15 protein-coding genes are annotated in these 14,433 nt (G+C 29.0%); 2 read left to right on the top strand and 13 right to left on the bottom strand.

What is annotated here, in order from left to right; translation table 11 throughout:
• Nucleotide 1 precedes the first annotated feature (1 nt).
• From B4E95_RS08400 to B4E95_RS08430, 7 genes are read right to left on the bottom strand one after another with little or no spacing between them, the layout of a single operon-like run.
• Nucleotides 2–1,105 (bottom strand): glycosyltransferase family 4 protein, encoded by a 1,104-nt coding sequence (locus tag B4E95_RS08400; protein ID WP_291091115.1) that lies wholly within the window; start codon nucleotides 1,103–1,105, stop codon nucleotides 2–4.
• Nucleotides 1,092–1,838 (bottom strand): glycosyltransferase family 2 protein, encoded by a 747-nt coding sequence (locus B4E95_RS08405; protein ID WP_291091117.1) that lies wholly within the window; start codon nucleotides 1,836–1,838, stop codon nucleotides 1,092–1,094. Before B4E95_RS08405 ends, B4E95_RS08400 begins: the two co-directional genes overlap by 14 nt.
• The gene (locus B4E95_RS08410; RefSeq protein ID WP_291091119.1) at nucleotides 1,829–2,947 is read right to left on the bottom strand and encodes an EpsG family protein; all 1,119 of its coding nucleotides are present in this window, start codon (nucleotides 2,945–2,947) and stop codon (nucleotides 1,829–1,831) included. The genes B4E95_RS08405 and B4E95_RS08410 overlap by 10 nt, the downstream gene beginning before the upstream one ends.
• Nucleotides 2,948–2,953: 6 nt before the next feature.
• Nucleotides 2,954–3,943 carry a glycosyltransferase family 2 protein gene (locus tag B4E95_RS08415; RefSeq protein ID WP_291091121.1) on the bottom strand — a complete coding sequence of 330 codons (990 nt, stop codon included), beginning with the start codon at nucleotides 3,941–3,943 and terminating at the stop codon, nucleotides 2,954–2,956.
• Nucleotides 3,943–4,986 carry a glycosyltransferase gene (locus tag B4E95_RS08420; protein WP_291091123.1) on the bottom strand — a complete coding sequence of 348 codons (1,044 nt, stop codon included), beginning with the start codon at nucleotides 4,984–4,986 and terminating at the stop codon, nucleotides 3,943–3,945. Before B4E95_RS08420 ends, B4E95_RS08415 begins: the two co-directional genes overlap by 1 nt.
• 27 nt (nucleotides 4,987–5,013) lie before the next feature.
• Complete coding sequence (locus B4E95_RS08425) at nucleotides 5,014–5,562, bottom strand: serine O-acetyltransferase (RefSeq protein ID WP_291091125.1); 549 nt, start codon at nucleotides 5,560–5,562, stop codon at nucleotides 5,014–5,016.
• A 3-nt stretch (nucleotides 5,563–5,565) separates the two neighbouring features.
• A complete protein-coding gene (locus tag B4E95_RS08430) occupies nucleotides 5,566–6,702 on the bottom strand; it encodes a glycosyltransferase (RefSeq protein ID WP_291091127.1) in 1,137 nt (378 codons plus the stop codon).
• A 71-nt stretch (nucleotides 6,703–6,773) separates the two neighbouring features.
• On the opposite strand from B4E95_RS08430, the gene B4E95_RS08435 reads away from it, so the two are divergent.
• Complete coding sequence (locus B4E95_RS08435) at nucleotides 6,774–8,129, top strand: hypothetical protein (protein ID WP_291091128.1); 1,356 nt, start codon at nucleotides 6,774–6,776, stop codon at nucleotides 8,127–8,129.
• A gap of 5 nt (nucleotides 8,130–8,134) precedes the next feature.
• On the opposite strand, the gene B4E95_RS08440 is transcribed toward B4E95_RS08435, so the two are convergent.
• From B4E95_RS08440 to B4E95_RS08465, 6 genes are all read right to left on the bottom strand, one after another.
• Nucleotides 8,135–8,725 (bottom strand): HAD-IB family hydrolase, encoded by a 591-nt coding sequence (locus tag B4E95_RS08440; RefSeq protein ID WP_291091130.1) that lies wholly within the window; start codon nucleotides 8,723–8,725, stop codon nucleotides 8,135–8,137.
• Complete coding sequence (locus B4E95_RS08445; protein ID WP_291091132.1) at nucleotides 8,725–9,450, bottom strand: SDR family NAD(P)-dependent oxidoreductase; 726 nt, start codon at nucleotides 9,448–9,450, stop codon at nucleotides 8,725–8,727. The genes B4E95_RS08440 and B4E95_RS08445 overlap by 1 nt, the downstream gene beginning before the upstream one ends.
• Nucleotides 9,447–10,769: an FAD-binding oxidoreductase gene (locus B4E95_RS08450; RefSeq protein ID WP_291091134.1), complete on the bottom strand. Its 1,323-nt coding sequence runs from the start codon at nucleotides 10,767–10,769 to the stop codon at nucleotides 9,447–9,449. Before B4E95_RS08450 ends, B4E95_RS08445 begins: the two co-directional genes overlap by 4 nt.
• Nucleotides 10,759–11,634 (bottom strand): UbiA prenyltransferase family protein, encoded by an 876-nt coding sequence (locus B4E95_RS08455; protein ID WP_291091135.1) that lies wholly within the window; start codon nucleotides 11,632–11,634, stop codon nucleotides 10,759–10,761. The genes B4E95_RS08450 and B4E95_RS08455 overlap by 11 nt, the downstream gene beginning before the upstream one ends.
• A gap of 73 nt (nucleotides 11,635–11,707) precedes the next feature.
• The gene (locus B4E95_RS08460) at nucleotides 11,708–12,619 is read right to left on the bottom strand and encodes a glycosyltransferase family A protein (RefSeq protein WP_291091137.1); all 912 of its coding nucleotides are present in this window, start codon (nucleotides 12,617–12,619) and stop codon (nucleotides 11,708–11,710) included.
• Nucleotides 12,606–13,790, bottom strand: a complete 1,185-nt coding sequence (locus B4E95_RS08465) for a glycosyltransferase (RefSeq protein WP_291091139.1) — start codon at nucleotides 13,788–13,790, stop codon at nucleotides 12,606–12,608. Before B4E95_RS08465 ends, B4E95_RS08460 begins: the two co-directional genes overlap by 14 nt.
• 104 nt (nucleotides 13,791–13,894) lie before the next feature.
• Here B4E95_RS08465 and B4E95_RS08470 point away from each other — a divergent pair, with 104 nt between their 5' ends.
• Nucleotides 13,895–14,410 carry a hypothetical protein gene (locus B4E95_RS08470; protein WP_291091140.1) on the top strand — a complete coding sequence of 172 codons (516 nt, stop codon included), beginning with the start codon at nucleotides 13,895–13,897 and terminating at the stop codon, nucleotides 14,408–14,410.
• Nucleotides 14,411–14,433 lie beyond the last annotated feature (23 nt).

Raw genomic sequence — 14,433 nt, forward strand, 5'->3', positions numbered from 1 at the left:
TTTATAATGATATGTTTTTATTATTTTTTAATACTACAATATATCTTAGAGAGATAACAAAACTTATTGATAAAACAATAAAGACCAAAAATAGTTTATTAATTTCAATATTTCTAAAATAATACCCAACGAATATAAAAAAAATGTTAATTAATACTAAAATGATCGACGTTTGCAAATGATTGTAACCTAATTTTAGAAATTGATGATGCAAATGGTTTTTATCTGGTGCAAATGGACTTCTTTTTCTGAGTAATCGTACAGTAAAAACATAAGAAGTATCTACAATAGGAATCACAAAGATAAAAAGTAAAAGTACTGGTCCAGTTTTTAAGCCAAGATTGGAGGTTTCGCTAATGTAAAGAAATCGAATCGCCATAAAGGTTAAAATAAAACCTATGACCATCGATCCAGTATCTCCCATAAATATTCTAAATTTTTTGGAAAGATTGTACCGCGCAAAACCTATTAAAACGGCAAGTGTACTAATGGCAAGTATACCTATACCATAATCAAAAATTCGATAAAAAATATACACAAAACATAAGCTTATCACAATACCTACACCTGCTGCAAGTCCATCAATTCCGTCAATAAGATTGTAAGCATTAATCAAAACAATGAATACAAAAATCGTTAACAATACACCTACAACGTATGGTATTCTATAAATTCCAAAAAGTCCTGAAAATGACTTAATCATTATACCAGAACCAAAAATAATTAAAATGGTACTTATTATCTGACCATATAATTTTTTATCTGGAGCTACAACTAATAGATCGTCCATTAATCCTATAAAAAACAAGATGGTAATAGCCGATAGAAAAAAGGAATAATTAACACCTAAATCTGTTGCAAAAATAGAAGTCGAAACCACAATACCAAAGTACAATGCGACACCTCCCAAGGTAGGAACTTTATTCGTATGCGAACTACGCTCTCCTGGCACATCCATTAATTGTTTTCTATAAGAGATTCTAATTATTTTAGGGATAGAAATCAAAGTGATAGTCAATGCAAAAAAAAATGCACCCAAAATATTGATGTAAATTGGAGAAATATCCAGTGTATATAAATAGTCTAATAATTTAAAGTTTTCCATATTTTTTTAATCCATTCAATGCCCAAAAAAAAGTGTAATAAGAAGATTTAAAAAAATTCATTTTTAAATATTTTCTATAGACATCGTATTGTTTTTTTGCTATTTTAAATTTATCCCTCGAAACAGAATTATCTCTAATTCGATAAATAGCTAAGGGTTCTTCAATTGCTCTTGCGTAATTTATTTTAGCTAACAAATCAATCCACATCGCATGATCTTCTCTTAATTCTACATCAGGAACAGTAATTTTCCCTATAGTTTTGGAGTCGTAAACAGATGTTAACATCGGAATTGGACAGTTGTATAAAATTCGATTACTATCAATTTTATCAATCGCAATAAAATCTGCTAACAAGGGTTGCAAATTTTCATCTACTCGTTTATAACTTGTGTAAACTAATTGCTCATCATTTGATTGTAAATAATTGATCGTTTTTTCTAAAAAATCTGGTAACCACAAATCATCGCTATCGATGAACGTGATGTACCTTCCATTTGCTTTGGAAAGTGCTATATTTCTTGCTTTTGCAGCACCTTGATTAACTGTTTGACTACTTAAATGAATTCGATGATCTTGAAACGATTTTATAATTTCAACCGAACGGTCAGTTGAACAATCATCAACAATAAGCCATTCCCAATTAGAATAAGTCTGTGCCTTTATTGATTGATAAGTTTCCGCTATATACTTTTCCGAATTATAGCAAGGCGTTACAATAGATACTAATTCCATTTCCATAATCCGTACACGGCCTCTTTATTAAAAATAGTTCGATAATTTCCAAAATTTGATTTATGTCCTTGCTTTACTTGGAACCAAAAAATCAACAAGACAGTGTATGATACAAAACTTAAATATATAAAGTTTCGTTTAAATTTATCTCCGTCAAAAACATACACCAATCTCCCTACCGTTAAACCTAAAAAAACTAAATAAAAACCTGGTAATCGAATACCAAAAATTCCTTTCCCTAAGAAGAAATAAAGTAGTACACCAAAAACAAATAAGTTTCGGAAATAACAATACAATTTATCGTGAACAGCATATTTATTATAAATGATAATGGATAGAATAGAAATAATTTTTACAAAATCTCCTATAGCCACCCCATCGCCTTGTGCGTATAAATCACTTTGATAGCTCTCAAACTTATCTTGCCCAATAGGCATAAAGTTCATGATAACCTCTATGATTGAATTTAATCCAGTATAAAACCCTATAATTGAAAATAAAACGATCCAACCTATAAATTTTTCGTCAAATTTCATTGGAGCAATCCAATAGGCAAGTACAAAAACAATAATAGATTCATGAAATTGGAATCCAATTATAATACAAATCACAAACTTTATTAGGTTACGATCGATTACATAACGTATAGAATAAAGTGCAATTGCATTTGCTAAACCTTGCCTAATATGTACATGCTCTTCGAACATAAAGTTCGGCATCGCATAAATAAATAATACTAAAAAAGGAAATCCTCCGTATTTATAGAAAGTTGTTGTCTTTAGAATAAGAGAAGTTGTTGCAACTATTAATGTAAGCATCCCAAAATCAAAACCATAATCAACAAGTATTTTATTCAGGCCTAAATATCCTTTCTCCATACCTGCCATATAGGCAAAACGACCAAACTCTGACCAATTTACGTAAGCCAATGCATTAAAAGTATCAAAATAAGCTACCCAATCAGGGCTCAATGCGTATCCCAATCCAGCAGTTAAACACATTATCACAACAATTAATATATATAATTGTTTACTAACCTTTTTATTAGAAAACTCTAAAAAAGATGCAACAAGTAGAAATGCAAATATGAATAAATAAATAAAACTCACTACAGATTAGAATTTAAGTAATAGTTGAGGATTAATTAAGACTATATAGTAAAAAAATCGTTTTTTCAATGGTAATGAATTTAAATAGTTTTTGTCAAAACGTTTATAATTTTTAAGTTCTTTTTTTGTTAAGTTATTTGCCTTTAAAAAGTCATTCAAAACATTTAACATTTTACGCTTCAAATTTTTATCTTTCACATAAGCCAAATAAGCCAAATACGAATAATACCCTTGTATGATCTGAAAACGTTTTAGCTCAGTTGCAAATGTATTATATTTACTCTGATAAAAATAATTTATCACCTCATTTACAGCAACAAACATATCCAAACCTTTCTCCGTATGTGTTTTTGTAATAGAGTCTTGTCGTTCGAAATACTTATAAAAAGGTTCATTTATTTTAGAAATAATACTCGAATCTAAAACCAATTTCGGAATCAATTCTATATCCTCAAAATGAATTCCTTTTCTAAATCGATGATTCTCGAACAACGATTTTTTGAAGATTTTATTACAAGCAAAGCAACTCATTTCTCCAAAAATCGTAAAATCATTTGATAAAACTATTTTTTCTGGCAATTGAGGCGATTGCGGTAAATCACGAAATTCAGTTCCATTTTCATCAACTTTTACCAAATCACACAAAACAATTTCTGACTGATGTTGCACACTCAAATCAACCATTTTTTCGAACATCGTTACATCAATGTAATCATCAGAATCAACAAAAGCAATAAATTCTCCTTTCGCTTTATCAATGCCAAAATTTCTCGCATCACTTAACCCTCCATTTTCTTTCTGAATAGAAATTATGCGCGAATCATTTGAAACAAATTCATCAATAATTTCTTGAGAATCATCCTTAGAACCATCATTTACAACAATCACTTCAATATCTTTCAACGTTTGATTCACTATCGAATCTAAACATTTCGAAAGATATTTTTCGGTATTATAAACTGGTACAATGACTGATATTTTAGGCTGAATTGACATTATATTTTATCAAAAATTGATTCGTATTGTTGAATTATTTTTTCTTTACTAAATCTTGAATGAATACTCGAAATTATTTGTTCTTCTGAATGATTCTCTTGCAAAACTTCTTTTATTTTTTTTGCAAAACCTTTAGAATCTGCAATTGGAAAAATTTTTGCATTAATTTCTTCTTGCACAATTTCATTGATTCCTCCTGGACAATTATTTGCCAAACTATAAGTTCCGCAAGCTCCAGCTTCCAACAAAACATTCGGAAAACCTTCGTAACGAGAAGAAAGTACAAACAAATCTGCATTTTTTAGGTAAACAAATGGATTTGAAACTTTTCCTTTAAAGGTTACATTATTTAGACCTAATTCATCTTTTTGTTGAGCTAGCTCATCTTTAAAAGCTCCATCACCAAGAATCGTTAAATGTATATTTTCTCCTTTCAATTCATTCATCACATTTAATAAAAGATCAAAACCTTTTCGTGGTGAAAGATTTCCAATTGCCACAATATTTTTATAGCTCGTGTCAAAATCGATAGTAATATTTTCTATTTTTAATCGATTAATCAAATCAAAATCAACTGGATTATTAATTTTTACAATTTTATTTTCCGAAATTCTAAAATTCTCAATCAAATCATTTTTCATATCATCGCTTTGCGCAATAATCTGATGAAAATTATTATAAAATCGATAAAAAAATAGAATCTCTTTACGTTTTACATGTTCAGAAACCACATTTGTTTCTCTTGTAATAAACTTCGTTTTCGGAAAAAATGAAATGATTAGTGATAAAAAAGCTGAAATTTCCCCCCAACCTGTAAAAACAATTTCTGGTTTTAACTTTTTAATCAACGGAATAATTTTGAAAATCGAATAACGAATTCGAGAAACGTTTAATTCAATAATTTCAACATCATCTTTCAAATGATTTAAATAATAACCTTCTTTTTTAAACAACACCAATTTTGGACAGAATTTCGTTCGATCCAATTCATTGCAAAGCGTTGTAATTACTCGCTCTGCACCACCTTGATTAAGATCTGGCAATATGAAAAGTATTGTTTTCAAAAAATTTTATTCAATTCTATTATTAATATAACCTTCCGTAGCTTTTTCGTTCGAAATAATTTGCATTGGATTTCCTGTCACAATCGAATTGTCTGGCACATCTTGCGTCACATAACTGTTTGGCGCAATCAACACGTTATTTCCAATTGTAATTCCACCAACGATTACGGCATTTGTACCAACCCATACATCGTCTTTCAAAATTGGAAAACCTTTCGATTTACCTCTATTTGTCTGACCTAAGGTAACGCCATGCGCAATGTTACAATTTTTCCCTATTTTACATTTCGGATTAACGACAACGGTTCCCCAATGTCCTAAATTTAACCCTGCTCCAATTTCTGTTTTTGCAGAAATTTGATAACCATATTTAATCGAATAACGACGCAACAACAAACGATAAACTAATCCTAAAGGATGTTTTGCAGAATATTGTTGAGCTTTTCTTAAAAAATAAATGAAACGAAAACCTGGACTCATAAAACCTTTCAAGAAAGGAGAATTTGTCCAATATCCAAAGTTTCGATAAAAATCTTTCTGAATAATTGTTTTCATAATTTAGTTTAAATATTTTTCAATTGAATTTACTGCATTACCCAACTCAAAAGGTAATGTTTTTCCTTCAATGATTTGTTGATATTTATGAGCAATTTCAGGATTTTGAATAAAATATTTCATTCCATCATAAATTGCTTCTTCTTCATTATCGATAATATAACCTAATTCACCATCATTCAACATTTCTCTAACTCCCGAAACATCTGTTGCTATAATTGGCTTTTCTAAAACCATCGCTTCAAACAAAACTGTTGGATAACCTTCGTAACGAGAGGATAAAATATAATAATCGGCTTTAACAAAATATGGATAAGGATTTTCTTTGAAACCAATTAAATGTGCAGTTTCTTCAACTTTTAATTCTTCAACCAATTTTTTGATATTCGGAAAATCGTAACCGTCACCAACAATCCAAACTTGATGTTGAAAACCTTCGTCTAACAATTTGCGATGCGCTCTCAATAGACGATCAAATCCTTTTTGTGGAAAAACTGTTCCAATTGAAACAAATGTAGGTTGATCATTTTTTTTCTGAATCTCACAAGGTTCTAATGCTGACTTTTTAATTTCATAGACATCAATAGGATTATAAATACGAACCACTTTTTGTTTTTGTTCATCTGAATTTGCTAAACCTAAAAATAATTGATTAATCTTTTCTGAAATCACTAGAATTTGATCAAACTTGAAAAAGTTTTTCAATCGCACTGTTGTATATTCAGGAATATTCGACAAATCATTGTGAATCCAAACTATTTTTTTAGAAGATTTAATCGAAGAATTGAAGATTTCATCTGCCATTCCATGAATTGCCGCAAACTCTATATCGTATTTTTTATTCGGTAAAATAAATTTGTAAAGCAACTTTGGAAACGATGACAAAATCTTTTGATAAATCACTCGAAAAGCTTTTTGCGGAATATCCTGCGGACGATTTGTCGTAATCATTTCACCTTTATTCAAATAATAGATATTAATCCAAGACGGCACATCTTTGAGATATTTACCCGAATAAAGATTTAACAACAAATCAATTTCGTATTTTTCTGGTGAAAGATTTTTGAGAAAAGTGACCAATACTTTTTCAGCACCTCCATGACGAAGTGAGCCAATACGTATTAATATTTTCTTTTTCATAGTTTAGGTTTGTGCAAAATTAATAATTTTGTGAAACCTTAAAAATAAATTACTTAAAATAACCTAAAACTATGTTAGAAAATTTTAAATCAGTTCTAAAAACAAGCCCATTCAAAATTATAGGATTATTAATTATAGGATGGATTGTGATGGTTGGATTGAATTATTTTTTAAACGAAAACCATTTTTTTACTGGTTCTAGAATTACTTTTCCAATAAGTGTCGTATATTTTTCTACTATCACTTTTCAAGGTGTTTTATTTTCAATATTTTTTTTATTAACAGGTCTATTCGCATTAAAAAATTATCATCATCTAAGTATTTTAAAATTATTTATTGCTTACATCTTGTTAATAATATTTGGAAACCTAGCTCAAGGTTCAATCCATCAAACTTTTTTAAGGTCTTTTCTTGATACTGATTTTCAATACTTTCATGATGTAGTTAAAATTAAAAATGGTTATACATTCATTTCAAGTTATAATGAGATACAAGATACTTTAACAATGCATGCCAAAACACATCCTCCTTTTGCTGTTTGGATACAATATATTATTTACAAAATATTTAACGAATCAGTACTTGGTTTAGCTATCGGAATGTCTATTCTTTCACTTTGTTCATTTTTTCCTTTGGTAAAAATTATTGATTTTTTCAAAATAGAAAACTCTAAAAGAAATATTCTTCTCTTAATTTTTGCACTTATTCCTGCTGTAAACATTTATAGTATTGTATCAATAGATGCTGTGTTTCTATTTTTTAGTTTAATTTTTTTATATGGAATGTTAATCATATCAAGATCGAATTCTATAAATATTAAAGGAATATTATTAGCATTTGTTGGATTTTCTTTAGCAAATAGTATATCATTTAGTGGAACTTTTTTTGCCTGTGTTGCTGCAATATTATCAATATATCAATTAATTATTGAAAAAAATAAATACACAATCATTAACTTTATAATTGTAGGAATCTTATTTCTTTTCTATATTTTATTACTTCAATTAATACTTGATTATAACCATATTGAAGCTTTTTTCAATGCTTCAAAACTTGAAAACCCTAATGGTTTTAGAGGATTTCATCAACCAATTGTTTATCTTTTTACACGTTTAGAGAACATTAGTGAAATATTACTTTTCTTGTCTTTTGGTTTTTTCGCCTACCTATTTACCCCAAAAGTATTTAATCTTAAAAAGAATGAAATTAATTTTTATTTGCCAATAATAGCGTTCCTCTCTTTAATGCTAATGTTTTTGACAGGTGCCTATGGAACAGGAGAAACAGCAAGAGCTTGCCTTTATCTTTACCCTTATATACTTTTACTATTAATCAATGTAAAGGATATAAACGTTTTAAAAAACATAGCTTATATTGCTCTTCTACAAACATTCGTAATGCAATTAATAGGAGATTATTTTTGGTAAATGAGTTAATTAAAATATCTAAAATTAGATTTTGTGGCGATCGAAAACATTGCTTCATCACCTTTTGTGTCACCAAAAGCTATGATTTGGTCATATAAAGACAAATCAATTTCTTTCTCGATTCTATTCTTTTTTTCTTGGTAATTACAATTTGGTGAAGCAAATTTCCCTGTAAAAAAGCCTTGTTCATCATATTTTGCTTTGGTACAAATTAGTCCCATTTCATAATAATCTGCAAAAGGTTGAATCCAAAAATCGATTGAAGCCGAAACGATAAATTTATCATTATAATTACTTAACGATTTAATATATTCATCAGCTTTTGAATAAATTAATTCTTGATGATTTTGTTCAAAGTAATTTTGAGCTAATTGATTAATTTCAACATAAGATTTTCCTTTCAAAAATTTCGAAATGAACATTTCTTTTACAAAACCAGCATCAATTATCTTCAATCTTGAAACGATAAATAATGGAATAAATATCAGATAATTAAAGAAGTAAACTTTAGGAAAAGAGAATTTTAAAAAATCGAATAAGGTATCTTTACAAGTTAATGTTCCATCAAAATCAAAAAGGTATAAATTGCGATTCATTACATTTTCATTTTTTTGAAAATAAATTCAGGAACATTACGAATTATCATCATAATTCCCCACCATAAAAATGTCACATAAACAATATTTTTCTTTTTGACATAAGCCTTATAAATAATATTAGCCGCTTGATCTGGTTGAGCAGTTAATGGTTTTGGTGTTTCGATATCAGCTGTCATTTGTGTATCCATAAATCCTGGAATAACCGTCATTACATGAACTTTTTTATGAAATAAATAATTTCTCAAACCAGCTAAATAAGCTGTAAAGCCAGCTTTTGCAGATCCATAAATAAAATTGCTTTGACGACCACGTTCACCAGCTACAGACGACAATCCAATGATAGTTCCCGAACCTTTTGCTTCGAATTTCTGCGCAAAATGATTAATTAAGACAATTAATTTTGAGTAATTAACTTCTACGATTTGCTTTGTATTCCAATCGTCATATAAACCATCTTCCGAATTTTTCCCTAAATATCCAGCTGCACAAAACAATAATTCAGAATCGATATGAGAAATTAAAGAATAATCATTTTCTTTTGTTAAATCGAAATGAACAATCTCGCATTTTTGCTCATATTTTGCATAAAAATGTAGTGCTAATTTCTTTGTTTTTTCGATGTTTGATGTAAATAAATAAACCATCGAAAAACGTTTACCTTCTTTCAAAACCTTTTCTACAAAAGCTATTGCTACATCAGAATTTGATCCTATTACTATCATTTTTGCTTAAATCTATTGATACGTTCGTTTTGCATCGACTCGAATTTTGGAGAATCGATATGTTGTAAATAATCTGTCAAGGCTGGATTGGACATCGCGTCTTTTGTTCGGTAAATATGTCCTCCATAATCCATCACAATTTTATCTAAACTTGCAATTAATTTTTCTAATTTATTGTTTACTTTAAAGTCTAAAGCCAAGGTATATCCTTTCATTGGAAACGAATTATACGCTTTTGGATTATTATCACCAAACAATTTCAATACGACTAAAAAAGAACCATTTCCACTAGCAGCAATTGTTTCCAATATCTTTCGCATTCCTTCTTTTCCCGTCTCCTTTGGAATCACAAATTGATATTGAATAAATCCATTTTTCCCATAAATACGATTCCAATTATGAACAGCATCTAACGGATAAAAAAATGTTTCGTAATCCACATAATTTTTCAAATGCTTTTTACCTTGTTTATTAAAATATAACCAATTGAAAATCTTAATTGATAAAGGATTTAACGCAAAATTTGGAAAGAAAAATGGAATATTTAAGTTTAATTTCTTCTTAATTTTTAAAGGATTCTTTTTGAATTTTTGAGGTAACTCGCCTAAAGTCGCATGTTCGCCGCGCAACATAATCGATTTTCCTAAGGAAGTTCTTTTTTGTAAACAATCTAACCACGCAACATTATATGTCCAAGATTCAGAAGATTCGAACAAATCGAAAATTTCATCTAAATTCTTTGCCTGAATTGCTTCATTTCGAATATATGCTGACTCAATTTTTTTCAACATAAATTTAGCAGAAATAACAATTCCTGTCAATCCCATTCCTCCTATTGTTGCCCAAAATAAATCTGTGTTTTCATTTCTTGAACAATGTAAAATATCTCCATTTTCGATCATTAAATCGAAATGAATTAAATGATCAGAAAAACAACCATCGATGTGATGATTTTTTCCATGAACATCTGATGCAATTGCTCCGCCAACTGTAATAAATTTGGTTCCAGGAGTGACTGAAATGAAATATCCTGCCGGAATTGAAACTTCTAAAATATCTGATAATAAAACTCCAGATTCAACTTCTATAATTCCATGTTCGCGATCAAAATCGATAAATTTATTCCATTTCGATGTTGAAATAATTGTATTTTGTAATGATGCATCTCCATAACAACGACCATTTCCTCTCGCAATAACTTCTTCATTTGAAAGAATTGCTTCCTGAAATTCTAAAATTGTAGTTGGCGAGACAACATTGGCTTTTATAGATGGATATAGTCCCCAATTGGCAACTGGGATTAATTTTTTATTTTCCATGATTAAAATAAATCAATAATACATAACAAATTCCCCACATTATAATTAGAATTTGTAAAAAATGATCTTTAAAAATTAGTTTTGTAGGAGATTCTGTTTTCGAAAAAACAAATGTCTGTTGTAAATAACGTAAAACTGCCGCAAAAACAAAGACAAAAGTATAAATAATATAATGATGAAATTTGGATTGTGTTTCTGGGGAAAGAATAAACATCATGTAACAAATTACAGCGACAGTACAAGTTATAGCTAAGGCAGAATTAAGAAAATTGAGATTATATCCGTCTAGCGATTTTCTTGTAATACCTTCTAGTTCGGCGTTGATTAATTCCCCTCTACGTTTTCCTAAAGCTAAAATCAAAGCCAAATCAAAAACCAATAAAATCGTCCAATCTGTCACTAAAATCCCCGTCATATAGCCGCCAACAAAAACTCTTAGTAAGAATCCAAATGCTATAATCATCACATCAAGAATTGCAATTTGTTTTAATTTGAATGAGTAAGCTAAATTCATAAAAAAGTAAATTCCAACAAGAATTTCGACCTGTTTATTTCCAAAAAAATAAATCAAAATTGATGTTACAATGACTAAAATAACAAATAGAATTAAAGCATTTTGCTTCGATATTTTACCACTTGCGAGTGGTCTATTTTTCTTTTCGGGATGTCTTTTATCTTTCTCTATATCAACATAATCATTGATAATATAAATACTACTCGCGACAAAAGAAAAAATTAAAAAGCCATAAAACGACTCAATAAACAAATCGATATTCAATAAATTTCCCGAAAAAAATATTGGTAAAAAAACAAATAGATTTTTCACCCATTGGTTAACACGTATAAGTTTTAAATAGTTTAGCATTTACTTTTTCAAAAATGTTCATCATTTTTAATATCTAACTTAAGATATTATTTTATAAAATTACAATTAGTCTTTACTTCAATTTTAAATATAAATACGACAACGGATAAAGCAATATCGACAACAATTTAAAGTACTTCAATCCTTTGTTTATTTCTGACAAATTTCGATGGTTGATTATCGAATAAACTTGATATCCAACCAAATTACGAATTAAAGCTTTTGGATATCCAAATAGTTTTGTTCCATAAGAATTTAGAAAAGATCGATAACCTTCCATCAATCCAAAAGTATTTTTTCCCGACCAGCGTGTATTGGAAATAGAATTAGCATCTTCTTCATCCAAATGATAGTTACGAACAACTTTATTCACAAATCTAGTCTTCACTCCATCAGCATCATAGGTATTAAAAAACACCGATTGTGTAATGTAACCTTTGCTTTTATAAGGTGAACAATCAAAGTTTTTCAACAATTGTTGATAAGTCTTTGTTATAAAAATCCCAAACTTATCACCACGTACTTTATACTTGTAACGCATATCGAAAATTGAACCATCAAATCCATTATTTGGATATTGATTACCAACTATTTTTCCATCTGTATATTGCGACAATCCCATTACAGAAATATATTCGTCTTGGTTTTTGATCTTCTCTACCTCATCAAATAATGTTTGTAAAGCATTCTCAGGATAAGAATCGTCTGAATCAACAATCATAAAATATTTAGACCTTACTTTTTTGACTCCTTCAAAAACAGTAATGAATTTATGCTGATTTTCATTCCAAAAATATTCAATATTAATTAGACCTTCTGATTGAAAATTTTCAACAATTTCTCTAGTATTATCAGTAGAACCATCATCCATAATAATCCATTTAAAATCTTTGAATGTCTGATTTTTTAACGAATCATACACACGCGTCAACGTATGCGCACGATTATAAGAAGGTGTGACAATGGTAATTTTAACCTCGTTCATTCTCTAATTTGATTTGATATTGCTGTTCGAAAACTTCAGAAACTTGACGATAAATCTCTTTTTCATCAAATTTATTGTACGCATTTTCAGTTCCTTCAATAATTTTTTGAACCAAATCATGATTCGTCATAAAAGATTTCATCGATTCGTACATTTCATCTTCATTATATTGAATTAAAACTCCATCTACTCCATTATCTATCATTTCTGCAATTCCACCAACATTTGTCGAAATAATTGGTTTTCGCATGCACATTACTTCGCCTATAACCAATGGATATGACTCAGATTGTGTTGGCAAAATAAAATAATCAGATGCTTTAATATAAGGATAAGGATTGGTTTGAGAATCTAACAATAAAAAAGAATCTTCAACATTTAGTTCTTTACGTTGATTGATCAAATTTTCCATTTCGTTTCCTCCACCAATTACCGCTATTTTATGATTAAAACCATCATCTAATAATCGTTTATGCACCCTCATCAATGTATGATAACCTTTGCGATGATGTAATCTTCCCATAGAAGAAAAAACGGGTAAATCTGTTTCATAAGAATACTCAAAAAGCTCGGCTTTTTTCAAAACCTCATCCACTTTTATCACATTATAAATAACAGTCGATTTTGGATAGGTAACTTGATACAAATCCTCGATTACTTGACGTGTTTGCTTCGAGCCAAAAATCATAAAATCAAAACGTTTCATTTTTTCAATTCTACTCAAAACACGTTCTTGATCTTTATCATATCCAACATCTGTATGAAACCAGCCTATTTTTCTTGATTTTTTATCAGGAGAATTTAACACCATATCAAATTCTGCATAACCAGGCGAAACTTCAATATCGTATTTTTCTGGAACTTTTAATTTGTATAAAATTGAAGGAAATTTATCGTAAACTTCTAATTTCATTCGTCGCCAAATTAATTGTAATTTCTGTACAGAAGAATTAGAGCTCATCTGTTCTTTTCCTTTTTCTACAACAATTAATTTTATATCAGTCGGAATTTCTTTGATTAATTCGCCTTGATATAAATTAAGCATCAAAGTAAAATCGAATTTATCTTTTGGTAAGTTTCGCAATAAATCTAAAACTACTCTAGGAACTCCCCCCATTTCTAACGAACGAAGCCTAAAAAGTACTTTTATTTTTCTAGGTTGATTTGACATTTGGTTAGTTTAATAGACAAAAATACAACATTGATTTTGAATTGAATAATACAACAATCTAAAAACTCATGAAATAATTCTTAATTTTGCAGAAAAAGTAGAAAATGTTCAAAATTGGAACAAAAGTTAAAGTGATAGATGATAATATTTCGGGAACAATTACCAAATTGAAAGGTGATTTTGTTTACTTTAATGATGAATTTGGTTTTGAATATGAGTATCATCAAGACGAAATCATCAAAGATATTGAAATTGACTATGAAGAATATCGCGATAAAGAAATTAAAGAATTTTCGAAACCAAAATTTAAGACTTTTCGCAAATCTCATCGTCATCCGTATTTAACGCGAGAAATTGATTTGCATATCGAAAATCTGGTTGATAATTGGCGTGATTTGGATAATGCGCAAATTATACAAACGCAATTAGATGTTGCTCGAAATGAGGTGGAACGTGCCATGTTCGAAAGTCAAATTCGATTGATTTTAATTCATGGTTACGGAAAAGGAATTCTGAAAAAAGAAATTACCGAATTATTATTTCGTTATACGAATATCGAATTCTATGACGCCTCGTTCAAGAAATATCACGGCGACGCCATAGAAGTTAAATTTATTTAAATATTGTATGTTGTCAAAATAAA

It is taken from the genome of Empedobacter sp. UBA7494, from assembly GCF_002478465.1.
GTDB classification, from domain to species: domain Bacteria; phylum Bacteroidota; class Bacteroidia; order Flavobacteriales; family Weeksellaceae; genus Empedobacter; species Empedobacter falsenii_B.

What these genes read in the sequence shown, in the direction of transcription:
- B4E95_RS08400 (WP_291091115.1), bottom strand. Translation starts at nt 1,105, where the DNA reads ATGGAAAACTTTAAATTATTAGACTATTTATATACACTGGATATTTCT.
- B4E95_RS08405 (WP_291091117.1), bottom strand. Translation starts at nt 1,838, where the DNA reads ATGGAATTAGTATCTATTGTAACGCCTTGCTATAATTCGGAAAAGTAT.
- B4E95_RS08415 (WP_291091121.1), bottom strand. Translation starts at nt 3,943, where the DNA reads ATGTCAATTCAGCCTAAAATATCAGTCATTGTACCAGTTTATAATACC.
- B4E95_RS08425 (WP_291091125.1), bottom strand. Translation starts at nt 5,562, where the DNA reads ATGAAAACAATTATTCAGAAAGATTTTTATCGAAACTTTGGATATTGG.
- B4E95_RS08430 (WP_291091127.1), bottom strand. Translation starts at nt 6,702, where the DNA reads ATGAAAAAGAAAATATTAATACGTATTGGCTCACTTCGTCATGGAGGT.
- B4E95_RS08435 (WP_291091128.1), top strand. Translation starts at nt 6,774, where the DNA reads ATGTTAGAAAATTTTAAATCAGTTCTAAAAACAAGCCCATTCAAAATT.
- B4E95_RS08440 (WP_291091130.1), bottom strand. Translation starts at nt 8,725, where the DNA reads ATGAATCGCAATTTATACCTTTTTGATTTTGATGGAACATTAACTTGT.
- B4E95_RS08445 (WP_291091132.1), bottom strand. Translation starts at nt 9,450, where the DNA reads ATGATAGTAATAGGATCAAATTCTGATGTAGCAATAGCTTTTGTAGAA.
- B4E95_RS08450 (WP_291091134.1), bottom strand. Translation starts at nt 10,769, where the DNA reads ATGGAAAATAAAAAATTAATCCCAGTTGCCAATTGGGGACTATATCCA.
- B4E95_RS08455 (WP_291091135.1), bottom strand. Translation starts at nt 11,634, where the DNA reads ATGCTAAACTATTTAAAACTTATACGTGTTAACCAATGGGTGAAAAAT.
- B4E95_RS08460 (WP_291091137.1), bottom strand. Translation starts at nt 12,619, where the DNA reads ATGAACGAGGTTAAAATTACCATTGTCACACCTTCTTATAATCGTGCG.
- B4E95_RS08465 (WP_291091139.1), bottom strand. Translation starts at nt 13,790, where the DNA reads ATGTCAAATCAACCTAGAAAAATAAAAGTACTTTTTAGGCTTCGTTCG.
- B4E95_RS08470 (WP_291091140.1), top strand. Translation starts at nt 13,895, where the DNA reads ATGTTCAAAATTGGAACAAAAGTTAAAGTGATAGATGATAATATTTCG.